The 26293-nt window shown below is 66.5% G+C and carries 27 protein-coding genes; 22 read left to right on the forward strand and 5 right to left on the reverse strand.

Annotation, left to right across the window (positions count from 1 at the left end; translation table 11 throughout):
* Positions 1-2: 2 nt before the first annotated feature.
* The gene (yaaA, locus tag BP68_RS11530; protein ID WP_496371823.1) at positions 3-785 is read right to left on the reverse strand and encodes a peroxide stress protein YaaA; all 783 of its coding nucleotides are present in this window, start codon (positions 783-785) and stop codon (positions 3-5) included.
* 146 nt (positions 786-931) lie between these two features.
* On the reverse strand, positions 932-4048 hold the full coding sequence (locus BP68_RS11535) for an Rne/Rng family ribonuclease (RefSeq protein WP_496371825.1): 3117 nt from the start codon (positions 4046-4048) through the stop codon (positions 932-934).
* A 589-nt stretch (positions 4049-4637) separates the two neighbouring features.
* Here BP68_RS11535 and BP68_RS11540 point away from each other — a divergent pair.
* Genes BP68_RS11540 through BP68_RS11555 form a run of 4 tightly spaced genes read left to right on the forward strand, consistent with a single transcriptional unit; the run spans position 4638 to position 7756 of the window.
* Complete coding sequence (locus tag BP68_RS11540; RefSeq protein WP_496371827.1) at positions 4638-5651, forward strand: RluA family pseudouridine synthase; 1014 nt, start codon at positions 4638-4640, stop codon at positions 5649-5651.
* A gap of 3 nt (positions 5652-5654) precedes the next feature.
* Positions 5655-6323, forward strand: coding sequence for an HAD family hydrolase (locus BP68_RS11545; protein ID WP_496371829.1), 669 nt, complete (start codon positions 5655-5657; stop codon positions 6321-6323).
* Positions 6323-6700: a Rieske (2Fe-2S) protein gene (locus tag BP68_RS11550; RefSeq protein WP_496371831.1), complete on the forward strand. Its 378-nt coding sequence runs from the start codon at positions 6323-6325 to the stop codon at positions 6698-6700. The genes BP68_RS11545 and BP68_RS11550 overlap by 1 nt, the downstream gene beginning before the upstream one ends.
* A gap of 9 nt (positions 6701-6709) precedes the next feature.
* Positions 6710-7756 carry a S49 family peptidase gene (locus BP68_RS11555; protein ID WP_496371833.1) on the forward strand — a complete coding sequence of 349 codons (1047 nt, stop codon included), beginning with the start codon at positions 6710-6712 and terminating at the stop codon, positions 7754-7756.
* Positions 7757-7829: 73 nt separating this feature from the next.
* Here BP68_RS11555 and BP68_RS11560 read toward each other — a convergent pair whose 3' ends face one another.
* Both BP68_RS11560 and BP68_RS11565 read right to left on the reverse strand, forming a co-directional pair.
* Positions 7830-8636 (reverse strand): SAM-dependent methyltransferase, encoded by an 807-nt coding sequence (locus tag BP68_RS11560; RefSeq protein WP_496371835.1) that lies wholly within the window; start codon positions 8634-8636, stop codon positions 7830-7832.
* Entirely contained in the window at positions 8633-9232 is a 600-nt protein-coding gene (locus BP68_RS11565; RefSeq protein ID WP_496371837.1) for a Maf family nucleotide pyrophosphatase, read from the reverse strand. Before BP68_RS11565 ends, BP68_RS11560 begins: the two co-directional genes overlap by 4 nt.
* Before the next feature lie 26 nt (positions 9233-9258).
* Between BP68_RS11565 and BP68_RS11570 the strand changes: the two genes are divergently transcribed.
* The 11 genes from BP68_RS11570 to BP68_RS11620 all read left to right on the forward strand — a co-directional run bounded on the left by BP68_RS11570 (position 9259) and on the right by BP68_RS11620 (position 19281).
* Positions 9259-9810: a YceD family protein gene (locus BP68_RS11570; protein ID WP_496371839.1), complete on the forward strand. Its 552-nt coding sequence runs from the start codon at positions 9259-9261 to the stop codon at positions 9808-9810.
* Positions 9811-9941: 131 nt separating this feature from the next.
* Positions 9942-10124, forward strand: a complete 183-nt coding sequence (gene rpmF / locus BP68_RS11575; protein ID WP_011794326.1) for a 50S ribosomal protein L32 — start codon at positions 9942-9944, stop codon at positions 10122-10124.
* Positions 10125-10238: 114 nt separating this feature from the next.
* Positions 10239-11285 (forward strand): phosphate acyltransferase PlsX, encoded by a 1047-nt coding sequence (gene plsX, locus BP68_RS11580; RefSeq protein WP_496371842.1) that lies wholly within the window; start codon positions 10239-10241, stop codon positions 11283-11285.
* Positions 11286-11291: 6 nt separating this feature from the next.
* Entirely contained in the window at positions 11292-12269 is a 978-nt protein-coding gene (locus tag BP68_RS11585; protein ID WP_496371844.1) for a beta-ketoacyl-ACP synthase III, read from the forward strand.
* Between the two features lie 58 nt (positions 12270-12327).
* On the forward strand, positions 12328-13281 hold the full coding sequence (gene fabD, locus BP68_RS11590; protein WP_496371846.1) for an ACP S-malonyltransferase: 954 nt from the start codon (positions 12328-12330) through the stop codon (positions 13279-13281).
* A complete protein-coding gene (gene fabG / locus BP68_RS11595) occupies positions 13278-14021 on the forward strand; it encodes a 3-oxoacyl-ACP reductase FabG (RefSeq protein WP_496371848.1) in 744 nt (247 codons plus the stop codon). The genes fabD and fabG overlap by 4 nt, the downstream gene beginning before the upstream one ends.
* Before the next feature lie 103 nt (positions 14022-14124).
* Positions 14125-14364: an acyl carrier protein gene (gene acpP / locus BP68_RS11600; RefSeq protein ID WP_003058049.1), complete on the forward strand. Its 240-nt coding sequence runs from the start codon at positions 14125-14127 to the stop codon at positions 14362-14364.
* A gap of 60 nt (positions 14365-14424) precedes the next feature.
* Complete coding sequence (fabF, locus tag BP68_RS11605) at positions 14425-15669, forward strand: beta-ketoacyl-ACP synthase II (RefSeq protein ID WP_496371855.1); 1245 nt, start codon at positions 14425-14427, stop codon at positions 15667-15669.
* Positions 15670-16259: 590 nt separating this feature from the next.
* On the forward strand, positions 16260-16895 hold the full coding sequence (gene rpoE / locus BP68_RS11610; RefSeq protein WP_496371856.1) for an RNA polymerase sigma factor RpoE: 636 nt from the start codon (positions 16260-16262) through the stop codon (positions 16893-16895).
* Between the two features lie 39 nt (positions 16896-16934).
* Positions 16935-17552, forward strand: a complete 618-nt coding sequence (locus BP68_RS11615; protein WP_496371857.1) for a sigma-E factor negative regulatory protein — start codon at positions 16935-16937, stop codon at positions 17550-17552.
* Between the two features lie 250 nt (positions 17553-17802).
* Positions 17803-19281, forward strand: coding sequence for a DegQ family serine endoprotease (locus BP68_RS11620; RefSeq protein ID WP_496371858.1), 1479 nt, complete (start codon positions 17803-17805; stop codon positions 19279-19281).
* Between the two features lie 128 nt (positions 19282-19409).
* Here BP68_RS11620 and BP68_RS11625 read toward each other — a convergent pair whose 3' ends face one another.
* Positions 19410-19712, reverse strand: coding sequence for a hypothetical protein (locus BP68_RS11625; protein ID WP_496371860.1), 303 nt, complete (start codon positions 19710-19712; stop codon positions 19410-19412).
* A gap of 20 nt (positions 19713-19732) precedes the next feature.
* Here BP68_RS11625 and lepA point away from each other — a divergent pair, with 20 nt between their 5' ends.
* The 7 genes from lepA to BP68_RS11660 all read left to right on the forward strand — a co-directional run bounded on the left by lepA (position 19733) and on the right by BP68_RS11660 (position 26292).
* Positions 19733-21541, forward strand: coding sequence for a translation elongation factor 4 (gene lepA, locus BP68_RS11630; protein ID WP_496371862.1), 1809 nt, complete (start codon positions 19733-19735; stop codon positions 21539-21541).
* 6 nt (positions 21542-21547) lie between these two features.
* A complete protein-coding gene (lepB, locus tag BP68_RS11635) occupies positions 21548-22525 on the forward strand; it encodes a signal peptidase I (RefSeq protein ID WP_496371864.1) in 978 nt (325 codons plus the stop codon).
* A 44-nt stretch (positions 22526-22569) separates the two neighbouring features.
* Positions 22570-22935: a DUF4845 domain-containing protein gene (locus tag BP68_RS11640; RefSeq protein ID WP_496371866.1), complete on the forward strand. Its 366-nt coding sequence runs from the start codon at positions 22570-22572 to the stop codon at positions 22933-22935.
* Positions 22935-23621 (forward strand): ribonuclease III, encoded by a 687-nt coding sequence (rnc, locus tag BP68_RS11645; protein WP_496371868.1) that lies wholly within the window; start codon positions 22935-22937, stop codon positions 23619-23621. The genes BP68_RS11640 and rnc overlap by 1 nt, the downstream gene beginning before the upstream one ends.
* Positions 23618-24664, forward strand: coding sequence for a GTPase Era (gene era, locus BP68_RS11650; protein WP_496371870.1), 1047 nt, complete (start codon positions 23618-23620; stop codon positions 24662-24664). Before rnc ends, era begins: the two co-directional genes overlap by 4 nt.
* Positions 24665-24733: 69 nt before the next feature.
* On the forward strand, positions 24734-25516 hold the full coding sequence (gene recO / locus BP68_RS11655) for a DNA repair protein RecO (RefSeq protein WP_496371872.1): 783 nt from the start codon (positions 24734-24736) through the stop codon (positions 25514-25516).
* A complete protein-coding gene (locus BP68_RS11660) occupies positions 25513-26292 on the forward strand; it encodes a pyridoxine 5'-phosphate synthase (RefSeq protein ID WP_496371874.1) in 780 nt (259 codons plus the stop codon). The genes recO and BP68_RS11660 overlap by 4 nt, the downstream gene beginning before the upstream one ends.
* Position 26293 lies beyond the last annotated feature (1 nt).

Genomic DNA, 26293 nt, shown 5'->3' on the forward strand with positions numbered 1-26293 from the left:
GGTTAGCTGCTGGAGGTACGGCGGCGGAAAACCAGGCGCTCGGGCGTGGAGCCTGCGGGATGGAAAGCATAGCCCTCCAGGTCAAAACCCTCCAGCTGTCGCGGTGTCGTCACGCGCTGCCGGATGGCGTGGCGCGCCATGAGGCCGCGCGCGCGCTTGGCGTGGAAGCTGATGATCTTGTACTGCCCGCCCTTGTAGTCCTCGAACACGCAGTCGATCACGCGCGCCTTGAGCACCTTGCGGTCCACGGACTTGAAGTATTCCTGCGAGGCCAGGTTCACCACCACCGGCGTGGTGTCGGCGGCCAGGCGCTGGTTCAGGTGCTCGGCGATGCGCGCGCCCCAGAACTGGTAGAGGTTGGCGCCCGCGTCGGTGGCCAGGCGCGTGCCCATCTCCAGGCGGTAGGGCTGCATCCGGTCCAGCGGCCGCAGCACGCCGTACAGGCCGCTGAGGATGGCCAGGTGCTGCTGGGCCCAGTCCAGTTCGTCGCGCGACAGCGTCTGCGCCTGCAGGCCCTCGTACACGTCGCCGTTGAAGGCCATCACGGCCTGGCGCGAGTTGGCGGCCGTGAAGCGCGGCTGCCAGGCGCCATAGCGCGCCACGTTGAGGGCGGCCAGCGGGTCGCTGATGGACATGAGCGAGGCGATGTCCTGCGGCGACTTCTCGCGCAGCACCGCGATCAGGCGCGTGGCGTCGGGCACGAACTGCGGCTGCGTGTGCGGCAGGTCGGCGGGCAGGGGCGTGTCGTAGTCCAGCGACTTGGCGGGCGACAGCAGGAACAGCATGGCGGAACTCCGTGAACCGGGCTGCTCGTTTTCAAGCCAAATCGGCCTTCAGCCCTTGTGCATCAAGCGTGGGTAGCTATTTTTTTTAAGGATGAAACGAAACCGGGGGCGTATGCCCCCGGTGCCGTTGCGCGAGGCGGGGGGCCTCAGGCGGACGTGCCTTCCTTCTCGAACGGCAGCTGCAGGTCGCGCAGGTCGCGGCGGGTTTCCACCAGCACCAGCGGGCCTTCATCCAGCACCACCACGGGCGGGCGCTCGCGTGGCACGTGGACGGGCTGGGGCTCGGCGGCGATCGCGGCCTGGACGGCGGCGATCTTCTCGGCGTCGGAATTGACCCACGCCAGGCCCGAGGCCTGCGCCACCTGCATCAGCGACTCCACGGGCAGCGTGAAGGGCTGCACGCGCGGCATGACGCCGGCGGCGGGCGCCTGGACCGGTGCCGGGGGCGCCACCGGGGCTGCCACAGGAGCGGCGGCCACCGGTGCCGGCGCGACCACGGGTTCCGGCGCCGGTTCGGCGGGGGCCTGCTCGACCACCGGGGCGGGCGCCACGGGGGCAGCGGGCGCGGGCGTTTCCGCTGCGGCAGGGGCGGCGCCGGGCGCGGCAAAGTAGCTGCGGCGGGCGGGCTCCTGTGCCGGGGCATCGGCCTCGGCTGCCGTGGCGGGCGCGTCGAACTCCATCAGCGGGGCCGCGGGCTGCGCGTCGCCGGCGGGGGCGCCGGCGTCGCCGCTGCGCGGGCCGCGTTCGCCACGCTCGCGGCGGTCACGGCCGTAGCGGTCGCGCGAGCGGCGCTCGCGGCGCTCCTCGCCACCGGCGGTGGTGCCTTCGGCGGCGGGCGCGGTTTCGCCGGCCGTCAGGTCCAGGTCGGGCAGCGAGGCCATCGGCGAGGTGTCGGCAAAGTCGGCGCCTGCTGCGGGTGCAGCGGGGGCGTTGGCGTCGACGGTGCGTGGGCCGCGCTCGCGGCGCTCGCTACGCTCGCCGCGTTCACGGCGCTCGCCGCCGCGTTCACCACGCTCGCGGCGCTCACCGCTGCGCGGTGCGCGGTCGCCACGGTCTTCGGTCGGTGCGACCTCGACGTTGTCGGTGGTCGCCAGGCCGGCGTTCACGGGCGCCAGGTCTGCGGCTGACTGCACGGCTTGCGGGGCCTGTGCGCTGCGCTCGCCACGCTCGCGGCCGCCTCGGCCCTCGCGCGGTTCGCGGCGGCCTTCGCCGTCGCGGCTGCCGTCACGGCCGTTGCGGGGCTCGCGGCTGTCGCGGCCCTCGGCCTGGCGTTCACCGCCCCGGCCCTCGCCACGGCGGCCACGGCCTTCGCCGCTGCCGCCTTCGCGGTTGCCGTTGCGCTCGCCGCGTTCACTGCGCTCGCCACCGCGTTCGCCGCCACGGCGGCTGCGGTCGCCGCGGCCGTCACGGCGGGGCTCGTTGCGTGCGCCCGGCTCGGCCGGCTGGGGAGCCGGTGCGGCGGCGGGTGCCGGTGCGGGCGCAGCGCCGAAGCCGAACAGGCTCTTGAGCCAGGCGAAGAAGCCCTGCTCCGGTGCCGGTGCGGGCGTGGGGCGCTGCTGTGCCGGTGCGGGGGCCGCCGCTGCTGTGCGCTGCTGGCCCTGGTTGCGCGCGCCATTGCGGGCGGGCGCGCCCTCGGGGCGCGGCTCGGCCACGGGGGCGGGGGCATCGGGCAGCACGCCCTTGATGACCGGGGTCTGCTTGTTGGTCGGCTCCTGCGAGCGGCGCGTGACCTTGGTCTGGTCTTCCACCTCGTCGGCCAGCTTGTAGCTGGCGTCCAGGTTTTCCAGGCGCGCGTCGTCGTGCTTCAGGCGCTCGAGCTTGTAGTGCGGCGTCTCCAGCGTCTTGTTGGGGATCAGCACCACGGAGACGCGCTGCTTGAGTTCGATCTTGGCGATCTCGGTGCGCTTCTCGTTGAGCAGGAAGCTGGCCACCTCCACCGGCACCTGGCAGTGCACGGCGGCGGTGTTGTCCTTCATGGACTCTTCCTGGATCATGCGCAGCATCTGCAGCGAGAAGCCTTCCGTGTCGCGCACGTGGCCGGTGCCGTCGCACAGCGGGCAGCGGATGTGCGCGCCCTCGGACAGCGACGGCTTGAGGCGCTGGCGGCTCATTTCCATCAGGCCGAACTTGCTGATGGAGCCGAACTGCACGCGGGCGCGGTCCTGGCGCAGCGCGTCGCGCAGGCGGCTCTCGACCTCGCGGCGGTTCTTGCTCTCCTCCATGTCGATGAAGTCGATGACGATCAGGCCGCCCAGGTCGCGCAGGCGCATCTGGCGGGCGACCTCGTCGGCGGCCTCCAGGTTGGTGCGGGTGGCGGTTTCCTCGATGTCGCCGCCCTTGATGGCGCGGGCGGAGTTCACGTCCACCGACACCAGGGCCTCGGTGTGGTCGATCACGATGGCGCCGCCCGAGGGCAGGGTCACGGTGCGGGAGTAGGCCGATTCGATCTGGTGCTCGATCTGGAAGCGCGAGAACAGCGGTGCGTCATCGCGGTAGCGCTTCACGCGGGCGGCATGCTCGGGCATGACGTGCGCCATGAACTGGTGCGCCTGCTCGTAGATGTCGTCGGTGTCGATCAGGATGTCGCCGATGTCGCTGTTGAAGTAGTCGCGGATGGCGCGGATCACCAGGCTGGATTCCTGGTAGATCAGGAAGGCGCCCTTGCCGGCCTTGGCGGCGCCGTCGATGGCGTTCCACAGCTTGAGCAGGTAGTTCAGGTCCCACTGCAGCTCGGGCGCAGTGCGGCCGATGCCGGCGGTGCGCGCGATGATGGACATGCCCTTGGGGTACTCGAGCTGGTCCATCGCCTCCTTGAGCTCGGCGCGGTCGTCGCCCTCGATGCGGCGCGACACGCCGCCGCCACGGGGGTTGTTGGGCATCAGGACCACGTAGCGGCCGGCCAGGCTGATGAAGGTGGTCAGGGCCGCGCCCTTGTTGCCGCGCTCTTCCTTCTCGACCTGGACCAGCAGCTCCTGGCCTTCCTTGATCACGTCGTTGATGCGCGCCTGGGAGGGCGAGACGCCCTCGGCGAAATACTGCTTGGAGATTTCCTTGAACGGCAGGAAGCCGTGGCGGTCCTCGCCGTAGTCGACGAAGCAGGCCTCCAGCGATGGCTCGACGCGGGTGACGACGGCCTTGTAGATGTTGCCCTTGCGCTGTTCGCGGCCTTCGATCTCGATTTCGTAGTCGAGCAGCTTCTGGCCGTCGACGATGGCCAGGCGCCGTTCTTCGGGCTGCGTGGCGTTGATGAGCATCCGCTTCATGATGCGTGTCCTTTTCGTTGCGTTATCAGGCGGGCCGACGCGCAGCGCTGATTCATGGCTGCAGTGGCGCGTCCCGCCGGTTCCAAACCAAAACTGGCTCTAAGGGAGCCGGGAATGCCTGGGCTGACGCATCGAAACGAAAGGAATGGCCGGGATGCCCCGCGGCTGCGGAAGTGTCTAACTCCGCAGGCAGGGTGGGGGCGCGTGGATGGGGGCGAGCCGGACGGTGCGCAGACGTGCTACGAAAGGTGTAGCTTTTGGCGCTTGCCGGACGGGCGTTGCGGGCGATTTTTGTGCCAATGGCAAAGGCTGACGCCCCCGCCACAGTGACACCATCCATGCCAGCAATACCCACATGTTTTCGCTTTGATCCGCTGGCCGCCGCGCCCTGGTGGGGCGGGTGCCAGCTTGGGATTCCGTATTCAGTGTTTCAATTTGTCAGCCTGCCGCTCGGCGTGCGGGTCATCGCGGGCATCCGGCCTGCAATCTGTGCGCACGACGCCCGTTGGCATCGACCATACTGCGCGCCGAGTCGGGCCGTGTCCATTAAACTCCAGACAAATCAACCACTTACACATTCGTCGCGCAGGTGAAACACATTATAGGGGGCAAACCGGCCGCGAGCCGCGCCCCGCTTGACGCTCCGGTGGCCCGCATCGTCGAGGTCGACACCGAATCCGAGGGCCAGCGGCTCGACAACTTTCTGATACGCCACCTCAAGGGGGTGCCCAAGACGCATGTCTACCGCATCATCCGCAGCGGCGAAGTGCGCCTGAACAAGGGGCGCACGAGCGCCGACGCGCGCGTGGCCGCGGGCGACCTGGTGCGCCTGCCGCCCGTGCGCCTGTCCGAGAGGGCGCAGGACAAGGCCGAGCGCCCCGCGCCCGCGCGCGAATTCCCCCTGCTGCTGGAGGACGAGCACCTGATCGCGCTGGACAAGCCCGCCGGCGTGGCCGTGCACGGCGGCAGCGGCGTGAGCTTCGGCGTGATCGAGCAGCTGCGCCAGGCGCGGCCGCAGGCGAAGTTCCTGGAGCTGGTGCACCGGCTGGACCGGGAGACCTCGGGCATCCTGCTGGTGGCCAAGAAGCGTTCGGCGCTCACGCACCTGCAGGACCAGTTCCGCGGGCGCGAGACGGGCAAGACCTACCTGGCCCTGGTCACGGGCCACTGGCCGGCCAACAAGAAGGTCATCGACACGCCGCTGCACAAGTACCTGCAGGAGGATGGCGAGCGCCGCGTGCGCGTGACCACGCCGCAGGACCCCGACGGCATGCGCTCCATCACCCTGGTCAAGGTGCGCAGCCTGCTGGCGCCGAGCCCACTGCAGGGCCTGCCGGCCATGAGCCTGCTGGAGGTGACCATCAAGACCGGGCGCACGCACCAGATCCGCGTGCACCTGTCGTCCCAGGGGCACCCGATCGCGGGCGATGACAAGTACGGCGACTTCGACCTGAACAAGCGCCTGCACAAGCAAGGCCTTAGGCGCATGTTCCTTCACGCATGGCGGCTACAGTTTGACCATCCCGCCAGTGGCGAGCGCGTAGAGCTGCGTGCCGAGCTGCCGCCCGAGCTGGCTGACTTCGTTTCCTCCCATTCCGCCTGAGCCATGTCCGTTCTCCGTCCGCGCCGCTTCGATCTCATCGCCTTCGACTGGGACGGCACGCTGTTCGATTCCACCGCCATCATCGTGCGCAGCATCCAGGACGCCGTGCGCGACGTGGGTGGCACCGTGCCCACCGATGAGGCCGCCGCCTGGGTGATCGGCATGGCGCTGCCTCAGGCGCTGGCTCACGCCGCGCCCGACCTGCCGCGCGAGCAATACACCGAGCTGGGTAACCGCTACCGCTACCACTACCTGCAGCACCAGGACGACCTGAGCCTGTTCGACGGCGTGCTGCCCATGCTGCAGGGGCTGCGCGAGCGCGGCCATCTGCTGGCCGTGGCCACGGGCAAGAGCCGCCGTGGCCTGGACCAGGTGCTGCACATGGTGCAGCTGCGCGGCATGTTCGACGGCTCGCGCACGGCCGACGAGACGGCTGGCAAGCCGCATCCGCTGATGCTGCAGGAGCTGATGGCCGAGTTCGGCGTCGAGCCCGATCGCCTGCTGATGATCGGCGACACCACGCACGACCTGGAGATGGCCCGCGCCGCGGGCTGTGCCAGCGTGGGCGTGGGCTATGGCGCGCACGATACGGCGGGCTTTGCCGCGCTGGGCCCGCTGTGCGTGGCCTCGTCGGTGGCCGAGCTGCACCGCTGGCTGCTGGAGCAGGCGTGATGGCGCACGACATCGATGAGCGCATCCCCCTGTGTCCCGGCGCCGCGCTGGTAGAGGGCGGCCGTGCCGTGGCCTTCGATGTCTGCTACCAGGGCCAGGTCAGCCGCGCCTTCGCCATCCGCTACCAGGGGCGGGTGCATGCCTACCTGAACCGCTGCACCCATGTGGCGATGGAGATGGACTACCAGGAGGGTCAGTTTTTCGACGACACCGGCCGCTGGCTGCTGTGCGCCACGCATGGCGCGGCCTACCAGCCGGACACGGGCGCCTGCGCAGGCGGGCCCTGCCGCGGAGGCCTAGTGAAGATCATGCTCACCGAGGAAGGTGACATGGTGCACTGGCATACTGCCCCCCATCTGCACACCGTAGCGTTCTGATACCTCCCCATGACCGATCCCACCCGCACCGAGCCCACAGGATTTGAGGGAAATCCGCCTCCAGCCCCCGATCTGTGGGCGCAAGCAGCTACAGAAAAAGAAGCAAAAAAGGCGGCATCCGCCATGCCGGGTTGGGAGCGCGAGGTGCTGGAAAAGCTCGTGCTCGGCACGCTTGCCGAGCAGCGCGCGGCGCGGCGCTGGCGCATCTTCTGGCGTTTCACCTGGATCATTCTGGCGGTGCTGATTCTTTCGCTGGCGCTGTCGCGCGAGATGGCCAGCCCCAGCAAGAGTGCGCCGCACACAGCGGTGGTGGACATCAAGGGAGAGATCGCCGCGGGGGCCGAGGCCAGCGCCGAATTCGTCGTGGCCGCCATGCGCAGTGCGTTCGAGGACTCGGGCTCGCAGGCAGTGGTGCTGCTCATCAACTCGCCCGGCGGCAGCCCGGTGCAGGCGGGCATCATCAACGACGAGATCACGCGCCTGAAGGCCAAGTACAACAAGCCCGTGTATGCCGTGGTGGAGGAGACCTGCGCCTCGGCCGCCTATTACATCGCCGCGGCCGCGGACGGTATTTACGTGGACAAGGCCAGCATCGTGGGCAGCATCGGCGTGCTGATGGACGGCTTCGGCTTCACCGGCACCATGGAGAAGCTGGGCGTGGAGCGCCGCCTGCTCACGGCCGGCGAGAATAAGGGCTTCCTCGACCCGTTCAGCCCGCAGTCCGAAGCGCAGCGCGCCTACGCGCAGCAGATGCTGGACCAGATCCACCAGCAGTTCATCGGCGTGGTCAAGGAAGGCCGGGGCAACCGGCTCAAGGCCACGCCCGAGACCTTCAGCGGCCTGTTCTGGACCGGCCAGCAGGCCGTCGAAATGGGGCTGGCGGACCAGCTGGGCAGCCTGGACTACGTGGCGCGCGAGATCGTCAAGGCCGAGGAGGTGATCGACTACACCCGCCGCGACAACGTGGCCGAGCGCCTGGCCAAGAAGTTCGGCGCCGCCGTGGGCATGGGGGCCGTCAAGACCCTGGGCATGCTGCAGGCGCCGCAGCTGCGCTGATTTCGAGTGAAATCAGGCTGCAGCGCTTATCCATCAAGCGCCGATAGCTATTGTATTTATAGTTAATGCGGCCTCACGCGCCCAGTGCGAACACGGTGGGCAGGCGGTTGTCGGCCGGCGCCGGGCGCTGGCGCCATTCGCGCACCGTGTGGCTGGCGATGCGTGCGTCCTGCAGCGTAAGCCCGCTGGCCTGCGCCAGCCGGGTCTGCGGCTGCAGCGTCTGCAGCAGCGCCTGCCACAGCGCGGCATTGCGGTAGGGCGTCTCGATGAACAGCTGGGTCTGGCCCTGCTTGAGCGCCAGGGTCTCCAGCTCGCGCAGGCGCTTGGCGCGCTCGCCCGCGTCCTGCGGCAGATAGCCAACGAAGGCAAAGTTCTGTCCGTTGAGCCCGCTGGCGGCCAGCGCCAGCAGCAGCGACACGGGGCCCACCAGGGGCGCCACGCGCAGGCCCAGGTCATGCGCCGCGCGCACCACGGAGCTGCCGGGGTCGGCCACGGCGGGCATGCCGGCCTCGCTGACCAGGCCCATGTCGTGCCCGGCCAGCGCCGGCGTCAGCAGCGGGCGCGCATCGAACTGCGCGTGGCCGCGCGCGCCGTGGTCGCCCTTCTTGTGCGCCTCGCGCGGCAGCTCGGTGATCTGCTGGGCCTGCAGCGGCGCGGCCAGCGGGTGCAGCGCTTCCACGCGCTTGAGGTAGGCGCGCGTACTCTTGGCGTTCTCGCAGATCCAGTGCGTCAGGCGCGCGGCCTGGCGCAGCGTGCCCTCGGGCAACACGTCGGACAAGGGCGTCTGCTGGTCGCAGCCGAAGTCCAGCGGCGCGGGCACCAGATAGACGGTGCCCTGGGACGGGGCCGAGCCGGCCTGTTGTGCAGGGGATTCGCTCATGGCAGCACCAGTCCTGCGGCGCGCAGCATGCGGCTGGTGCGGATCAGCGGCAGGCCGATCAGGGCCGTGGGGTCGTCGCTCTCGATCGCGTCGAGCAGGGTGATGCCCAGGCCCTCGCTCTTGGCGCTGCCGGCGCAGTCGTAGGGTTGTTCGGCCCGCAGGTAGCGCTCGATTTCGGCGTCCGACAGGTCGCGAAAGCGTACGCGCACGGGCGCCAGGTCCACTTGCTCGAAGCCGCTGGCCTGGCAGGCCACGGCCACGGCGGTGTGGAACACCACGGTCTGGCCGCGCATCTGGCGCAGCTGGACCGTGGCGCGTTCATGGTTGCCGGGCTTGCCCAGCGGCCGGCCGCCCAGGTCCGCCACCTGGTCGGAGCCGATCACCACGGCCTCGGGGTGCAGCGCGGCCACGGCGCGGGCCTTGGCCAGGGCCAGGCGCAGCGCCAGCGCGCGTGGCGCTTCGCCCTGCAGCGGGGCTTCGTCCACCGCGGGGGCGGTTACATCGAAGGGCAGGCCCAGGCGGGCCAAAAGTTCGCGCCGGTAGCGCGAGGTCGATCCCAATACCAGGGAGCGGGGCAGGGGGGAGGATTCCGGCATGCCTTGATTCTCTTACACTGCCCGCCATGACCAAGGAACACTCTCCCGACCGGCTGGACGTCAAGGCCTTTGCGCAGGCCGGCGCTCACCTGTCCGGTCATGACACGCTGCTGAAATACCAGCGCCTGGCGGAGGAGGCCAAGGGCCTGCACCCCGACCTGCGCGTGGACTGGATGGTGGATGGCGAGGTGCGGACCACCCACGGCATCGGCGGCCAGATCTGGCTGCGCCTGAAGGCCAGCGCCACCTTGCCCCTGATCTGTCAGCGCTGCCTGCATCCGGTGGATGTGCCGCTGGAGGTGGAGCGCGAGTTCCGCTTCGTGGCCGACGAGGCCACGGCCGAGGCGCTGGACGCCGACAGCGAAGAAGACCTGCTGGCCCTGAGCCGCGAATTCAACCTGCGCGAACTCATCGAGGACGAGCTGCTCATGGAGCTGCCCGCGGTGCCGCGCCATGACGAATGTCCCAATGAAGTCCGGATGGCTTCGAGTGACGAGGATTTCGAGGAGGCCTGCGCGCAAAAGCCCAACCCGTTCGCGGCACTGGCGGGCATGCGCAAGGATAAGCCGGGCGCCTGATACACGTCTCTTGCCGATCTGCGGCAAGAAATCCATTTGGGATATAATCGAGGGCTTCGCGCGAATCCCCTCGTGTCTTTAATGGGCTCATCGCGTTTTTACCAACCCTTTCAAGACCCTAGGAGCCAACCATGGCTGTTCAGCAAAACAAGAAGTCTCCCTCCAAGCGTGGCATGCACCGTTCGCACAATGCCCTGACGGTGCCGGGCATCGCCGTGGAGCCCACCACCGGTGAAACCCATCTGCGCCACCACATCAGCCCCAACGGCTTCTACCGTGGCCGCCAGGTGCTGAAGAACAAGTCCGAAGCCTGATCGCGCTTTTCGGCCCAAGGCCCGTTGCTACAGATACCGTAGCGCGGGCCTTTGTGTTTTTGACCGCATTACCTTTCTTCCAAGGGACCGCCTGCCGGTCCTGCAAAGTCGCCCATGATCACACTGGCTGTTGACTGCATGGGGGGCGACCATGGCCCCCGCGTCACGCTCGCGGCGTGCCGCCAGTTTCTTGAACACCATCCCGATGTCCGCCTGCTGCTTGTGGGGCGGCCAGAGAGCCTGAGCGCCTGGTCGCATGAACGCGCCACCGTGGTCGCGGCCAGCGAGGTGGTTGCCATGGACGATCCTGTGGAAGTGGCCCTGCGCAAGAAGAAGGATTCCTCGATGCGCGTGGCGATCCAGCAGGTCAAGGACGGTGCCGCCGCGGCCGTCGTGTCGGCCGGCAATACGGGCGCGCTGATGGCCATTGCGCGCTATTTGCTCAAGACGCTCGAAGGCATAGATCGGCCGGCGATCGCCGCCCAGATGCCCAATGCCAAGGGCGGCGCCACGACGGTGCTGGACCTGGGGGCCAATGTTGATTCCTCGGCCGAACATCTGTTGCAGTTTGCGGTCATGGGCTCGGCCCTGGTGTCCGTGCTGCAAGAGGACTCGGCCGCTTCCGTGGGTTTGCTCAATATCGGTGAGGAGGCCATCAAGGGCAATGAAGTGATCAAGAAAGCTGGTGAATTGCTGCGTTCTGCGGCTAATTCCGGTGATTTGAACTTCTTTGGCAATGTCGAGGGCAACGACATCTTCAAGGGCACGGTCGATATCGTGGTCTGCGACGGGTTTGTCGGCAACGTGGCGCTCAAGGCCAGCGAAGGTGTGGCCTCGATGGTGGTGGGTGGGCTCAAACAAGAGTTCAAACGCAATATCTTCACCAAATTGGCGGCCGTCATTGCTTATCCGGTGCTATCTGCGCTCATGAAGCGCATGGACTACCGGCGCTACAACGGCGCGGCACTGCTCGGGCTGCGCGGGCTGGTGTTCAAGAGCCACGGCTCGGCCGATGCGCTCGCTTTTGAGCAGGCTTTGAACCGGGCGTATGATGCGGCCCGCAACAACCTGCTCGACCGTGTCCGGTCCCGGATTGCGCATGCGGCCCCCTTGCTGGTGCCCGCCGATGCCCAGCCTGCCCCGGATGTGGCGGCGCCTTAAATCTAGATGAGACGCTATTCCCGAATCACTGGCACTGGCAGCTATCTGCCTCCGCGTCGGCTTACCAATGACGACCTGGTGGCCGAGCTGGCCCAGCGCGGCATCGAAACCTCGGACGAGTGGATCGTCGAACGCACAGGCATCCGCGCGCGCCATTTCGCCGCGCCCGATGTGGCGAGCAGCGATCTGGCCCTGGAGGCTTCGCGCCAGGCCTTGCAGGCCGCGGGCCGCGCGCCGCAGGACATCGACCTGATCATCGTCGCCACGTCCACGCCGGACATGGTGTTTCCCTCCACCGCCTGCATCCTGCAGAACAAGCTCGGCGCCAATGGCTGCCCGGCCTTCGACGTGCAGGCCGTGTGCAGCGGCTTCGTGTATGCCCTGACGGTGGCCGACGCCATGATCCAGTCCGGCGCCGCGAGCCGCGCGCTGGTGGTCGGGTCCGAGGTGTTCAGCCGCATCCTGGATTTCAATGACCGCACCACCTGCGTGCTGTTCGGTGACGGAGCGGGCGCCGTGGTGCTCGAGGCCTCCGATGAGCCCGGCATCCTGGCCAGCGAGTTGCATGCGGACGGTAGCCATGTGGGCATCCTGTGCGTGCCGGGCAATGTCTATGGCGGGCAGATCCTGGGCGACCCCCTGCTCAAGATGGATGGGCAGGCGGTATTCAAGCTGGCCGTGGGCGTGCTGGAGAAGGCCGCGCGCGCCACGCTGGACAAGGCGGGCCTGACCGATGCCGACATCGACTGGCTGATCCCGCACCAGGCCAACATCCGCATCATGCAGAGCACGGCGCGCAAGCTGAAGCTGCCGATGGACAAGGTGGTGGTGACGGTGGACCAGCATGGCAACACGTCGGCCGCGTCGATCCCTCTGGCACTGGACCATGGCGTGCGCTCCGGCCAGGTCCTGCCCGGTCAGACCGTGCTGCTCGAAGGCGTGGGTGGTGGCTTCACTTGGGGTGCGATACTCCTGAAAATGTAGCTGTAAGCGCTTGATGGATAAGCGCTGGAGCCACTTTTTATCTCAAACTGGTAGAGCCATGTCGAAATCTTTTGCATTTGTGTTTCCGGGCCAGGGCTCGCAGTCGGTGGGCATGCTGGACGCCTGGGGCGATCACCCCGTCGTGGCCGAAACGCTGTGCGAGGCCTCGGCCGCGCTGGGCGAGGACGTGGGCGCCCTGATCCATGCCGGCCCCAAGGAGGCGCTGGCCCTGACCACCAACACCCAGCCGGTGATGCTGGTGGCCGGTGTGGCCGCCTGGCGCGTCTGGTGCGCCGAGGGCGGCGCCATGCCGGCCGCGGTGGCCGGGCACTCTCTGGGCGAATATTCCGCGCTCGTGGCGTCGGGTGTGCTGAGCCTGGCGCAGGCGGCCCCGTTGGTGCGGCTGCGTGCCGCCGCCATGCAGGAGGCCGTGCCCGTGGGCATGGGGGCGATGGCCGCCATCCTGGGGCTGGAGGCGGCCAAGGTGATGGCCGGCTGCGCCGAGGCGCAGGCCAGCTTTGGAGCGGGCTCGCCCGAGGTGGTGGAGGCCGTGAACTTCAACGACCCCGCGCAGACCGTGATTGCCGGCACCAAGGCCGGCGTGGACAAGGCCTGCGAAGTGCTGAAGGCGGCCGGCGCCAAGCGCGCACTGCCGCTGCCCGTGTCGGCGCCGTTTCACTCCAGCCTGATGAAGCCTGCCGCGGAGAAGCTGCGCGCGGCGCTGGCGGAGTTGGAGCTGGGTGCGCAGCGCATTCCCGTGCTCAACAATGTGGACGTGGCTGCGCCGCAGGAGGCGGACGCCATTCGCGACGCCCTGTACCGCCAGGCCTTCGGCCCCGTGCGCTGGGTGGAGTGCGTGCAGGCTCTCAAGGCCCGCGGTGTGACGCATGTGATCGAATGCGGGCCCGGCAAGGTGCTGGCCGGCATGACCAAGCGCATCGATCCCGAGCTGGTCGGCGCCTCTCTGTATGACCCGGCCACGCTGGCCGAAACCAAGGAACTGCTGGCATGAGCGAGACCGCTTCCCACCCCCAGATTGCGCTGGTGACCGGCGCCACCCGCGGCATTGGCGCCGCCATCGCGGCCGAACTGGCCTCCCGCGGCCTGCGCGTGATTGGCACGGCCACCTCCGACGAAGGTGCCGAGCGCATCAGTCAGGCCCTGGCGGCGCATGGCGGCAAGGGCGTCAAACTGAATGTGACGGACGGCGCGGCCGTGGATGCGCTGATTGATGCCATCGTCAAGGAGCATGGCGGCCTGCATGTGCTGGTCAACAATGCCGGCATTACGCGCGACACCCTGGCCATGCGTATGAAGGACGATGACTGGGATGCCGTGCTGGACACCAACCTCAAGGCCGTGTTCCGCGTGAGCCGTGCGGCCATCCGCCCCATGATGAAGCAGCGCTTTGGCCGCATCATCAGCATCACCAGCGTGGTGGGCGCTTCGGGCAACCCGGGGCAGGCCAACTACGCAGCGGCCAAGGCCGGAGTGGCGGGTATGACCCGCGCACTGGCGCGCGAGCTCGGTAGCCGCGGCATCACCGTGAACTGCGTGGCGCCTGGCTTCATTGCCACTGACATGACCGCGGATTTGCCCGAAGAGCAGAAAAAAGCGCTCAAATCCCAGATCGCCATGGGCGACCTGGGCCAGCCCAGCGACATCGCGCATGCGGTGGCATACCTCGCATCGGCGGGGGCAGGCTATGTGACGGGGCAGGAATTGCACGTCAATGGCGGCATGTACATGTAATTGGGTTAAGTTAACGCCGGATTGTCCGTGCGGCGGGCTGCCATGGGGCTTTGCTCTAAGCAGCTAGAATCGCGGATTCATTCACAACCCCCTGAGGGAAACCATGAGCGATATCGAAGCACGTGTCAAAAAAATCATTGCCGAACAACTCGGCGTGGAAGAGTCCCAAGTCACCAACGAAAAGGCCTTCGTGGCCGATCTGGGTGCCGACTCTCTGGACACGGTGGAACTGGTGATGGCGCTGGAAGACGAATTCGGCATCGAGATCCCTGACGAAGACGCAGAGAAGATCACGACGGTGCAAAACGCCATCGACTACGCCAACACCCACCAGAAGGCCTAAGTCGCTGCAGCCCCGTATGTGCCGGGGCGCGCGGCATCCTATCCGCAGAAGGTTTAACGCATGAGCCGTCGTCGCGTTGTCGTGACCGGCCTGGGTTGCATCACCCCCGTTGGTAATACGGTGGCTGATGCCTGGGCCAATATCCTCGCTGGAAAATCCGGCATTGACCTCATCACCAAGTTCGATGCGTCGAACTTTGCCTGCAAGATCGCGGGCGAGGTCAAGGGGTTTGACCTGGAGTCCTACATCAGCGCCAAGGATGCGCGCACCATGGACAGCTTCATCCATTACGGCATTGCCGCGGCCGAGGAGGCTGTGCGCGATGCGGGCTTGCCCACAGGCGATGCCCTGGATGATGAACTGGCCACGCGCATTGGTTGCATCATCGGCTCCGGAATTGGCGGTCTGCCGCTGATCGAAAACACCCATGCCGAACTGGCCAGCCGTGGCCCGCGACGCATTACGCCGTTCTTCGTGCCAGCGTCCATCATCAACATGGTGGCGGGCCAGGTGTCCATGCGCTTTGGCTTCAAGGGGCCGAATCTGTCGGTCGTGACGGCATGCACCACGGGTCTGCACTGCATCGGCGAGGGTGCCCGCAAGATCGAATACGGTGATGCCGACGTGATCGTTGCTGGGGGCACGGAATCCACCGTGTCGCCTTTGGGCGTGGGTGGTTTTGCCGCCATGCGTGCGCTGTCCACGCGCAATGACGATCCCAAGACGGCCTCGCGTCCCTGGGACAAGGGGCGTGACGGCTTTGTGCTGGGTGAGGGAGCCGGTGTCCTCGTGCTCGAGGAGTACGAGCATGCCAAGGCGCGTGGTGCCCGCATTTACGCCGAAATCACCGGCTATGGCATGAGTGCCGATGCAGGCCACATGACCGCTCCCAACATGGATGGGCCGCGGCGTGCCATGCTGGCCGCGCTGCGCAATGCGGGTCTGAATGCGGACCAAGTGGACTACCTGAACGCCCATGGAACATCCACGCCCCTGGGTGACCTGAACGAAACCAATGCCATCAAGGCGGCCATGGGCGACCATGCCAAGAAGATGGTGGTGAGCTCTACCAAGTCGATGACCGGGCACCTGCTCGGTGGCGCAGGTGGGATCGAGAGCGTGTTCACCGTGTTGGCGCTGCACCAGCAAAAGGTGCCGCCTACGACCAATATCTTTGAGCAGGATCCGGAGTGCGATCTGGACTACTGCGCAAATACTGCACGCGACATGAAGATGGATGTCGCGCTCAAGAACAACTTCGGCTTTGGCGGCACCAACGGCACGCTGGTTTTCCAGCGCGTCTGATCGCCTGATCGGTCAGGGTGCTGTGCACCCGCGTCACATGGGGCGGGGCTTGGAGTTTTCCTGACGATGCGCTCCCCCTTGCATGCGCCCGCTATCCGCTACCCCTATGGCCGCTCCAGAAGCGTGGGCCGGGCGCTGGCCGCAGTGGCCTGCGCTGGCTTCACTTGTCTGGCGGCGTGGTTGATTGCCGGCGCAGGAAACGCCACCACAGTCAAGGCCGTGGTGGGCGCAGGGCTCTGGTCCCTGTGTGCCGCGTGGGCGTGGCATATCTGGCGCAATGCCCCAGTGGGTTGGCTGGTGTGGGATGGCAGGGAATGGGCGCTGGAGAGTGATGCTTCGACGCAGGGATGCTCTCCGTGTCGGGGGTCGCGAATTCACCTTGATTTGCAGGTGGGGATGCTGTTATCCGTGCGGCTGCAGCATGGAGGGATCGTGTGGCTTTGGCTTGAGCGGCGCAGTGACGCTCCGCAATGGACCGCGCTGCGGCGTGCGGTATATTCGCCCGCCCACGCCGAAAGGCCTGATCTTGCAGTGGCGGAAACAACAGACGAAATGCCCTCCCAGCGGGATGGCGGAGTACAGAACAAAACATGACAGCACCCTCGCCAGCGCCACATGATTTCGCCGACAGTGATCAGCGCCTGGTCGAGCGTACAGTGGCCGGCGATCAGCGGGCTTATGAGTTGCTGGTCATCAAGTACCAGCGCCGCATCGAGCGGCTGGTCGGCCGCATGGTGCGCGACGTGGATCTGGTGCCCGATATCACGCAGGAGACCTTTCTGCGGGCCTATCGGGCGTTGCACCAGTTCAGGGGTGAGGCGCAGTTCTATACCTGGCTGTACCGCATTGCGGTGAACACGGCCAAGAAGGCCCTGGTGGACATCAAGCGCAATCCCGTGATCACGGAAAGTGCCCTGCGCGGGGGAGGAGACGATGAAGATGAAACTTCCCCGCTTGACCGTGAACTAACCAGCGACGAAACCCCCGAAACCGTGCTTGCAGCGCAAGAGATTGCGGCTGCGGTGAACGCGGCCATGGAGGCGCTGCCCGAGGATTTGCGCCAAGCCGTCACGCTGCGTGAGATCGACGGCCTGAGTTACGAAGAGATCGCCACGGCGATGGCATGCCCCATAGGGACGGTGCGATCCCGGATCTTTCGGGCCCGTGAGGCGATCTCGGCGAAGGTCAAGCCGCTGCTTGAAAAGCGGTCTGGCAAGCGGTGGTAAGGGGAGTGTCTGAGATTGCGTGCTATGGCAGGTGACACCATGAATGATGATGTGATGATGCGTGAACATCTGTCGGCTTTGGCCGATGGTGAGCTGCAGGGCGAGGAGTTCGCCCGGACGATGGCCTACGCCGGGACCGAGGATGGGCAGTCGACCTGGCGGATTTACCACATGATTGGCGATGCCATGCGCAACACCGAGATGCCGCAGGCCGCGGACGCTGCCCTTCTGGGGAAGTTGCGTGCGCAACTGGCCCTGGAGCCGCGGCCCGATGGCGTGGCTCCGGCCGCTCCGCTGGCACGGGTTGCTTCGCCTTCAAGCGATGCGGCGGCCAACGCCTCCGTGTTCCGCTGGAAGCTGGCGGCAGGTTTTGCCTCGCTGGCTGCTGTGGCGGCAATAGGCTGGAATGCCTATCTGGGGCAGGGCGGGGTGGCGGCTTCCCAGATGCCGCAATTGGCGGCGGTACAGCCGCAGGGCGCACTGCCGGCGTCAACGTTTCTGGCCACGACGGGTGGTCAGGGCGGGCAGCAGGTCATGATTCGCGACCCCCGTCTGGATGAATTGCTGGCTGCGCACAAGCAGTTTGGCAGCACCTCTGCGTTGCAGATGCCGGCGGGTTTTCTGCGCAACGCCACTTTCGAAGCGCCGAAGCGTTGAGAGCCGGGTGAATGTGCCGGGCAGGCACGTTGCCTGGGTCGCGTGAGATGCATTCTGGCGGTGGCAAGCCGTCGTGGTGGTACTTGCCGTGCATCACATTGATGGCGTGACGAGCCTGCAGACTTTCCTGGTAGGGCTTGAGCACAAGCCATGAACGCAGCGTGCCAATGGTGGGAACCAATTGCGCGGCGCGTCTTCACAAACTGCATGCCCCGTTTTCTGGGGGAAACTCTATTAGATGGAAGGGCCGATGATGTCGAGGACCGATTGGAACAATAGGCTGCAGTCCTGCGCTTTGGCGGTGGTGGTGGCGCTGACGGGTGGTGCAGGCTTGCTGGTGACTGCGGCACCGGTGCACGCACAGTCCGCACCCGCACCGCGGGGGCTGCCTGACTTCACGGAGTTGGTCGAGCAGGTGGGGCCGTCGGTCGTGAACATCCGCACGACCGAAAAGGTGTCGGCGCGCCCGTCGATCAGCGGCATGGACGAGGATATGCTGGAGTTCTTCAAGCGTTTCGGCGTCCCCATTCCCAACGTGCCGCGCCAGCAGGGGCCGCAGCGCCCGCAGCCCGAGGAGCAGCCGCGCGGCGTGGGCTCGGGCTTCATCCTGAGCGCGGACGGCTATGTGATGACCAACGCCCATGTGGTCGAGGGTGCCGATGATGTCATCGTGACCCTGATCGACAAGCGGGAGTTCAAGGCCAAGATCATCGGGTCCGACAAGCGCACCGATGTGGCCGTGGTGAAGATCGATGCCACGGGGCTGCCTGCCGTGAAAGTGGGTGACGTGAGCCGCCTCAAGACCGGAGAGTGGGTCATGGCCATTGGCTCGCCCTTCGGGTTGGAGAACACGGTGACGGCCGGCATTGTCAGCGCCAAGCAGCGCGACACGGGGGATTACCTGCCTTTCATCCAGACCGATGTGGCCATCAACCCCGGCAATTCAGGGGGGCCGCTGCTCAACATGCGTGGCGAGGTGGTGGGCATCAATAGCCAGATTTACTCGCGCTCCGGTGGCTTCATGGGAATTTCGTTTGCCATCCCGATCGACGAGGCCATGCGTGTGAGCGATCAACTGCGCACCAGCGGACGCGTGAACCGCGGCCGCATTGGCGTGCAGATCGAATCCGTGTCCAAGGATGTGGCCGAGTCCATCGGCCTGGGCAAGCCGCAGGGGGCGCTGGTGCGGGGGGTGGAGTCAGGCTCGCCCGCGGACAAGGCTGGCATCGAGGCCGGTGACATCATCACCCGCTACGACGGCAAGACCGTGGAGAAGGTGGCCGATCTGCCGCGCCTGGTGGGCAACACCAAGCCCGGCACCAAGACCAGCATCACGGTGTTTCGCCGCGGCGCATCGCGCGACCTGGCGATCACCATCGCCGAGGTCGAGCCCGACGAGAAGACCGTCGCCAAGGCCGCCGAGGCGGAGTCCAAGGGCAAGCCTTCCGTGGCCGCGCAGCAGATAGGCCTGGTGGTGGCCGAGTTGACGGCAGCCCAGGAGAAGGAGCTCAAGATCAAGGGGGGCGTGCGCGTGGTAGCGGCCAACGATGCGGCGGCGCGTGCGGGCCTGCGTGCGGACGACGTGATCGTGGGGCTGGCCAATACCGAGATTCGCAACCTCAAGGACTTTGAGGCGGCGCTGGCCAAGGCCGACAAGAGCAAGCCCATCAACGTGCTGTTCCGGCGTGGGGAGTGGGCGCAATATGCGCTGATCCGCCCCGTGCGCTGAGCCAGGAGCAGGCATCTGGCGGGGCAAGGCCTCTTCCTGGACTTGGGAGTGGGGCCTTTGCCAGAAAAGCGAGGGGCGTTGCAAAAAGTTCTATCTGTGCATTTCGATAGAATGAAGCCCTTGAATCGTCAGTAATTGATATGAACCAGCCGCCATTCCATGGTGATGCGGTGATTCATGCTGCGATTCACAGGTGTTCCACAGCTTGCGCACGCCTTGTCCAGTGTTGTTGCTATCAATTGTTTATAAGCTGTTGATAAGTTTTCGTTGCAGCATGGCAACGGCCCTTGGCGGTAGTCGGATGGGCTTCTCGGATGGGCCTTTTTGCCTACAATGAAGCTCCAACTATCGCAGTTGCCAAAGATTGTTGGTTCAGGGCGCGTCGCTTGTTTGACGCGCCCTTTTTTCTTGTCTTGGGTCTTGCAATTCAATCACTTGTCGTATCCCGTTGATGAACCACATCAGAAATTTCTCGATCATTGCGCACATTGATCACGGCAAGTCCACGCTTGCTGACCGCCTCATCCAACGTTGCGGCGGACTGGCCGAGCGCGAGATGGAGGCCCAGGTGCTTGACTCGATGGACATCGAGAAGGAGCGTGGGATAACCATCAAGGCGCAGACCGCTGCGCTGCAGTACAAGGCCCGCGATGGTCAGATCTACAACCTCAATCTGATCGATACGCCGGGCCACGTGGACTTCTCGTATGAAGTCTCGCGCTCGCTGTCTGCATGCGAGGGCGCGCTGCTGGTCGTCGATGCCTCGCAGGGCGTGGAGGCGCAGACCGTGGCCAACTGCTACACGGCGCTGGACCTGGGTGTTGAAGTGCTGCCCGTGCTCAACAAGATGGACCTGCCCCAGGCCGATCCCGACAACGCCAAGGCCGAAATCGAGGACGTGATCGGCATCGACGCCGGCGACGCCATTCCCTGCTCGGCCAAGTCGGGCATGGGCATCGACGACATCCTGGAGGCCGTGGTCGCCAAGGTGCCGCCTCCCAAGGGCCGGCCTGACGGCCCGTTGCGCGCCATGATCATCGACAGCTGGTTCGACAGCTACGTGGGCGTGGTGATGCTGGTGCGCGTGGTCGATGGCGAGCTCAAGAAGGGCGAGCGCTTCAAGATGATGGCGACCGGGGCCGCCTACGATGCCAACCAGCTCGGCGTGTTCACCCCGGGCAACGAGCCGCGCGACATGCTCAAGGCGGGCGAGGTGGGCTACATCATCGCCGGCATCAAGGAACTGAAGGCGGCGAAGGTGGGCGACACCATCACGCTGGAAAAGAAGCTGCCCAACAACCTGGGGCCCGCGACCGAGGCGCTGCCCGGCTTCAAGGAAATCCAGCCCCAGGTGTTCGCGGGCCTGTACCCCACCGAGGCCAACCAGTACGACGCGCTGCGCGACGCGCTGGAAAAGCTCCAGCTCAACGATGCCTCGCTGCGGTTCGAACCCGAGGTGTCGCAGGCGCTGGGCTTTGGCTTTCGCTGCGGCTTTCTGGGCCTGCTGCACATGGAGATCGTGCAGGAGCGCTTGGAGCGCGAATTCGATCAGGACCTCATCACCACCGCGCCCAGCGTGGTGTACGAGGTGGTCAAGGGCGACGGCGAAGTCATCATGGTCGAGAACCCGTCCAAGATGCCGGAGCAGGGCAAGATCCAGGAAATCCGCGAGCCCATCGTCACCGTGCACCTGTACATGCCGCAGGACTACGTGGGCCCGGTGATGACGCTGGCCAACCAGAAGCGCGGCGTGCAGATGAACATGCAGTACCACGGCCGCCAGGTCATGCTGACCTACGAGCTGCCGCTGGGCGAGATCGTGCTGGACTTCTTCGACAAGCTCAAGTCCGTCAGCCGGGGCTACGCCTCAATGGACTACGAGTTCAAGGAGTACCGCCCCTCCGACGTGGTGAAGGTCGACATCCTGCTCAACGGCGAGAAGGTGGATGCGCTGTCCATCATCGTGCACCGCAGCCAGAGCCAGTACCGCGGCCGCGCGGTGGCGGCCAAGATGCGCGAGATCATCTCGCGCCAGATGTTCGACGTGGCCATCCAGGCCGCGATCGGCGCCAACATCATCGCGCGCGAGACCATCAAGGCCCTGCGCAAGAACGTGCTGGCCAAGTGCTACGGCGGCGACATTACGCGCAAGCGCAAGCTGCTCGAAAAGCAGAAGGCCGGCAAGAAACGCATGAAGCAGATCGGTTCGGTCGAGGTGCCGCAAGAGGCCTTCCTGGCGATCCTGCAGGTGGAGGACTGAGGACCGATGCAAGCCATGCAATACATCACCGCCGCGGTGCTCGCGGCGTTCGTGGGCTACGTGGGCGCCTGGTATACGGGCGTGATCGAGGGCAATTTCGCACTGCTGCTGTTCCTGGCCACCGTGGTGACGGGGCTTTACTGGCTTGCCGAGCGTTTCATCTTCCTGCCCCGGCGCCGCCAGGCGGCGCAGGCCCTGGAGGACGCCGCGGCCCAGCGCCGCGCCGAACTGGACCGCATGGGCATCCAGAAGGTCGATGGCGACGACATGCAGGAAGCCAAGGGCCGCATCCTGATGCAGCCCTGGTGGCTGGACTGGACGGCCGGCCTGTTCCCGGTGATCGCCGTGGTGTTCCTGCTGCGCTCCTTCCTGTTCGAGCCGTTCAAGATTCCGTCGGGCTCGATGATCCCCACGCTGCTCGTGGGCGACCTGATCCTGGTGAACAAGTTCACCTACGGCCTGCGCCTGCCCGTGATGAACACCAAGGTCACGCAGGGCAACCCGGTGCAGCGCGGCGACGTGATGGTGTTCCGCTACCCGCCCCAGCCGAGCATGGACTACATCAAGCGCGTGGTCGGCCTGCCCGGCGACGAGGTGGCCTACCTGAACAAGCGGCTCACCGTGAACGGCCAGCCCGTGGAGACCACGGCGCAGCCGGACTTCTTCGATGCCGACTCCATGCGCTACTTCAAGCAGCTGGAGGAACAGCTGGGCGAGCACCGCCACCGCATCCTCAACAACCCCGAGGTGCCGGCCTTCGTGCAGAGCGCCAGCAGCTTCAAGTACCGCGACCAGTGCCGCTACAGCGTCGAGGGCGTGACCTGCAAGGTGCCCGAGGGCCACTACTTCATGATGGGTGACAACCGCGATAATTCGCTCGATTCGCGCTATTGGGGGTTCGTGCCGGACGAGAACATCGTCGGCAAGGCCTTCTTCGTGTGGATGAATTTCGGTAATCTCAAGCGCATCGGCCCGTTCAATTGACGCCGGCTGGTTCGTCAACGCACACACAGAAGGGGGAAACAGGTATGGGTCTGCAACGCACCGCAACTCGTTCGCGCCAGCGGGGGCTGTCGTTCATCGGCGTGATCTTTGTGGGCCTGATAGCAGTGGCCGCGTTCGCCATCGGCGGGCAGTCCGTACCCATCTTCCTCGAGTACTTCGCCATCAAGAAGGCGGCCATCAAGGCCGCGCGCGATGGCTCCACGGTGCCGGAAATCCGCGCCGCCTTCGACCGCGCCGCCGCCATCGACGACATCCACTCCGTCGCCGGCAAGGACCTGGAGATCTCCAAGCGCAACGAGAAGATCGTCGTGTCCTTCAGCTATGCGCGTGAAATCCCGTTGGCGGGGCCGGCGTTCCTGGTCTACCGCTTCCAAGAATCGACCAATTAGTGCAACCAGCCAGTCTCTCCGCGCTGCAGCAACGGCTGCAGCACCCGTTTTCCGATCCTTCGCTGCTGCAGCGTGCCGTCACGCACCGCAGCTTCAGCGCCGACCACAACGAACGCCTGGAATTCCTGGGTGACTCGGTGCTGAGTCTGGCCGTCTCCAGCCTGCTGTTTCGCCGCATGCGCGACCTGCCCGAGGGCGAGCTGTCGCGCGTGCGCGCGCTGCTGGTCAAGCAGGACTCGCTGCACCAGATCGCCATGCGCCTGCAGTTGCCGCAGGTGCTGCGGCTGGGCGAGGGCGAATCCAAGTCCGGCGGCAAGATGCGTCCGTCCATCCTGGCGGATGCGCTGGAGGCCATCATCGGCGCCGTCTACCTCGACGCGGGCTACGAGCGCGCCGAGGCGCTGGTGCTGCGGCTGTTCGAGGGTGTGGAGCTCAGCCCGCGCCTGCAGGAGGCCGCCAAGGACGCCAAGACCGCGTTGCAGGAGTGGCTGCAAGGCCGGAAAATGAAACTGCCCCAGTACCGCGTGGTGGACACGACCGGCGCCGCGCACAACCAGGTGTTCCATGTGGAGTGCGCCATTGCCGAGCTGGCGCTGGCAGAACGCGGCAGCGGCGCCTCGCGCCGCGCGGCCGAGCAGGCCGCCGCCGGCGCCATGCTGACCCAATTGAAAGCGAAACACGCATGAATGCTATGAATACGGTAGCTGGCAGCGCAGATGAACCGGGCGCTGAAGGCCAAAATGATCCCAAAAGCCTGGAGGCCATGCTGGCGGCCGCGCGCCCCGGTGGCGCGGCGATTGCCGGTGCCGCTGCGGCCACGGCGGCGGATACCGCGGGCCAGCGCTGCGGTCTGATCGCCATCGTTGGCAAGCCCAACGTGGGCAAGTCCACGCTGATGAACGCGCTGGTGGGGCAGAAGATCTCCATCACCAGCCGCAAGGCGCAGACCACGCGTCACCGCATCACGGGCATCCGCACCCAGGGCCAGACGCAGTTCGTGTTCGTCGACACGCCGGGCTTTCAGACCAAGCACAGCACGGCGCTGAACAAGTCGCTGAACAAGACAGTGATGGGCGCCATTGGCGACGTGGACCTGATCCTGTTCGTGGTCGAGGCCGGCAGCTTCACGCTGGCCGACGCCAAGGTGCTGTCGCTGTTCAAGCCCGGCATTCCCACGCTGCTCATCGCCAACAAGCTCGACACCGTGCACCGCCGCGCCGAGATCGCGCCCTGGCTCAAGAGCATGCAGGAGCGCCACCCGTTCGCCGAGTTCGTGCCCATGTCGGCCAAGAAGCGTGACGACATTGAGCGCCTGTTCGGCATCTGCGAGAAATACCTGCCCGAGCAGCCCTTCTGGTACGCCGAGGACGAGCTGACCGACCGCAGCGAGAAGTTTCTGGCGTCGGAAACCGTGCGCGAGAAGTTGTTCCGCTTCACGGGCGACGAGCTGCCCTACACCTCGACGGTGGTCATCGACAAGTTCGACGAGGAAAAGAGCAAGCAGCACAAGCGCTTCCTGCGCATCGCCGCGACCATCGTCGTCGAGCGCGACGGCCACAAGGCCATGGTGATCGGCGAGAAGGGAGAGCGCCTGAAACGCATCAGCACCGAGGCGCGCCAGGAGCTGGAAAAGCTCATGGACGCCAAGGTGTTCCTCGAGGTCTGGGTCAAGGTGCGCTCCGGCTGGGCCGACGACGAGGCGCGCGTGCGCTCCTTCGGCTACGAGTGATATTTGACCAAATTGGCCTCTAACGCTGATCCATCAAGCGCGGGCAGCTATTAAAAAAGTAGTTGCCTCATGGCCACACGCCGCATCGCCGACGAGCCCGCCTACATCCTGCACAGCTACGACTGGAGCGAGTCCAGTCTGATTCTGGACGTGCTCACGCGCCACCACGGCCGCGTGGCGCTGGTCGCCAAGGGCGCGAAGAAGCCCACCTCCAACTTCCGGCCCGTGCTGCTGCCGCTGCAGCCGCTGCGCGTGGCCTACACCGTCGCCGGCGAGGGGCATGGCGAGATCCATGCGCTCAGGGGCGCGGAATGGGTGGGCGGCCATGTGCTGCCCACGGGCGATGCGCTGCTCTCGGGCCTGTACCTCAACGAACTGCTGCTGCGCCTGCTGGCGCGCGAGGACACGCACGCCCCGCTTTTCGACATCTACGCCGGCGTGGTGCGCGTGCTGGGCAGCGGCGAGCATGGCGAGGCGCTGGAGCCCGTGCTGCGCGCCTTCGAGCTGCTGCTGCTGCGCGAGATCGGCCTGCTGCCCGCGCTCGACGCCGAGACGGCGACGCTGGCCGCGCTGGCGCCGGACCGGCGCTACACCCTGGTGGCCGAGGGCGGGCTGCGCGCCGCCGCCGCTGGCGACCGCGCGGCGCTCTCCGGCGCGCAGTGGTGCACGCTGCAGCGCGCGCTGGGCGAGGGCGGGCCGGGCGGCTACACCGCCACGCTGCGCGCCGCGGCCGGCGCGGGAGCCGGCGCCGCCGCCGAGCTCAAGACCCAACTGCGCGCGCTGCTGCAATACCATTGCGGCAGCCCGCTGCTGCGCACGCGCCAGCTCATGATGGACCTGCAATCGCTATGACCACCCCTCACCCCCGCACCGCCCTGTCGGTCAACGTCAACAAGGTCGCCCTGGTGCGCAACACGCGCCACCTGGGCATTCCCAGCGTCGCACGCGCGGCGCTGCAATGCCTGCAGGCGGGCGCGCAGGGCATCACCGTCCACCCGCGGCCCGACGGGCGCCACATCCGCGAGGGCGATGTGTACGAGCTGTCGGCGCTGCTGCGTGACTGGCCGGGGCGCGAGTTCAACATCGAGGGCAACCCCACGCAGAACCTGATGGAGTTCATCCGCCGCGTGCGCCCGCAGCAGGCCACCTTCGTGCCCGACAGCGAAGACCAGTTCACCAGCGACCACGGCTGGAGCTTTCCGCAGGACGCCGAGCGCCTGGCGCCGCTGATTGCCGAATGCCGCCAGCTGGGCGTGCGCGTGAGCCTGTTCATGGACCCCATTCCCGCGCAGATGGCGTTGGCGCGCGCCGTGGGCGCCGACCGCGTGGAGCTGTACACCGAGCCCTACGCCGCCGCCTGGGGCACGCCGCAGCAAGAGCCGCAGTTGCAGACCTACGCCGCCGCCGCGCAGGCCGCGCTGGACGCCGGCCTGGGCGTGAACGCCGGCCACGATCTGAACCAGGACAACCTGGCCGCCTTCGTGGCGCGCGTGCCGGGGCTGCTGGAAGTTTCCATCGGCCATGCCTTCGTCGCCGATGCGCTGGAGCTGGGCTATGCGGGCACCGTCGCCGCCTACCAGCGGTGCATCGACGACGGCATGGCCGCACGCGCTGTGAGCAACTCCTGAT

It is taken from the genome of Diaphorobacter oryzae DSM 22780 (genome assembly GCF_059568935.1).

Bases quoted from the DNA above. Each gene is read 5' to 3' on its own strand.
- yaaA (WP_496371823.1), bottom strand. From the start codon at position 785: ATGCTGTTCCTGCTGTCGCCCGCCAAGTCGCTGGACTACGACACGCCC.
- BP68_RS11535 (WP_496371825.1), bottom strand. From the start codon at position 4,048: ATGAAGCGGATGCTCATCAACGCCACGCAGCCCGAAGAACGGCGCCTG.
- BP68_RS11545 (WP_496371829.1), top strand. From the start codon at position 5,655: ATGTCCGTTCTCCGTCCGCGCCGCTTCGATCTCATCGCCTTCGACTGG.
- BP68_RS11550 (WP_496371831.1), top strand. From the start codon at position 6,323: ATGGCGCACGACATCGATGAGCGCATCCCCCTGTGTCCCGGCGCCGCG.
- BP68_RS11555 (WP_496371833.1), top strand. From the start codon at position 6,710: ATGACCGATCCCACCCGCACCGAGCCCACAGGATTTGAGGGAAATCCG.
- BP68_RS11560 (WP_496371835.1), bottom strand. From the start codon at position 8,636: ATGAGCGAATCCCCTGCACAACAGGCCGGCTCGGCCCCGTCCCAGGGC.
- BP68_RS11565 (WP_496371837.1), bottom strand. From the start codon at position 9,232: ATGCCGGAATCCTCCCCCCTGCCCCGCTCCCTGGTATTGGGATCGACC.
- BP68_RS11570 (WP_496371839.1), top strand. From the start codon at position 9,259: ATGACCAAGGAACACTCTCCCGACCGGCTGGACGTCAAGGCCTTTGCG.
- rpmF (WP_011794326.1), top strand. From the start codon at position 9,942: ATGGCTGTTCAGCAAAACAAGAAGTCTCCCTCCAAGCGTGGCATGCAC.
- plsX (WP_496371842.1), top strand. From the start codon at position 10,239: ATGATCACACTGGCTGTTGACTGCATGGGGGGCGACCATGGCCCCCGC.
- BP68_RS11585 (WP_496371844.1), top strand. From the start codon at position 11,292: ATGAGACGCTATTCCCGAATCACTGGCACTGGCAGCTATCTGCCTCCG.
- fabD (WP_496371846.1), top strand. From the start codon at position 12,328: ATGTCGAAATCTTTTGCATTTGTGTTTCCGGGCCAGGGCTCGCAGTCG.
- fabG (WP_496371848.1), top strand. From the start codon at position 13,278: ATGAGCGAGACCGCTTCCCACCCCCAGATTGCGCTGGTGACCGGCGCC.
- acpP (WP_003058049.1), top strand. From the start codon at position 14,125: ATGAGCGATATCGAAGCACGTGTCAAAAAAATCATTGCCGAACAACTC.
- fabF (WP_496371855.1), top strand. From the start codon at position 14,425: ATGAGCCGTCGTCGCGTTGTCGTGACCGGCCTGGGTTGCATCACCCCC.
- rpoE (WP_496371856.1), top strand. From the start codon at position 16,260: ATGACAGCACCCTCGCCAGCGCCACATGATTTCGCCGACAGTGATCAG.
- BP68_RS11615 (WP_496371857.1), top strand. From the start codon at position 16,935: ATGAATGATGATGTGATGATGCGTGAACATCTGTCGGCTTTGGCCGAT.
- BP68_RS11620 (WP_496371858.1), top strand. From the start codon at position 17,803: ATGATGTCGAGGACCGATTGGAACAATAGGCTGCAGTCCTGCGCTTTG.
- lepA (WP_496371862.1), top strand. From the start codon at position 19,733: ATGAACCACATCAGAAATTTCTCGATCATTGCGCACATTGATCACGGC.
- lepB (WP_496371864.1), top strand. From the start codon at position 21,548: ATGCAAGCCATGCAATACATCACCGCCGCGGTGCTCGCGGCGTTCGTG.
- BP68_RS11640 (WP_496371866.1), top strand. From the start codon at position 22,570: ATGGGTCTGCAACGCACCGCAACTCGTTCGCGCCAGCGGGGGCTGTCG.
- era (WP_496371870.1), top strand. From the start codon at position 23,618: ATGAATGCTATGAATACGGTAGCTGGCAGCGCAGATGAACCGGGCGCT.
- recO (WP_496371872.1), top strand. From the start codon at position 24,734: ATGGCCACACGCCGCATCGCCGACGAGCCCGCCTACATCCTGCACAGC.
- BP68_RS11660 (WP_496371874.1), top strand. From the start codon at position 25,513: ATGACCACCCCTCACCCCCGCACCGCCCTGTCGGTCAACGTCAACAAG.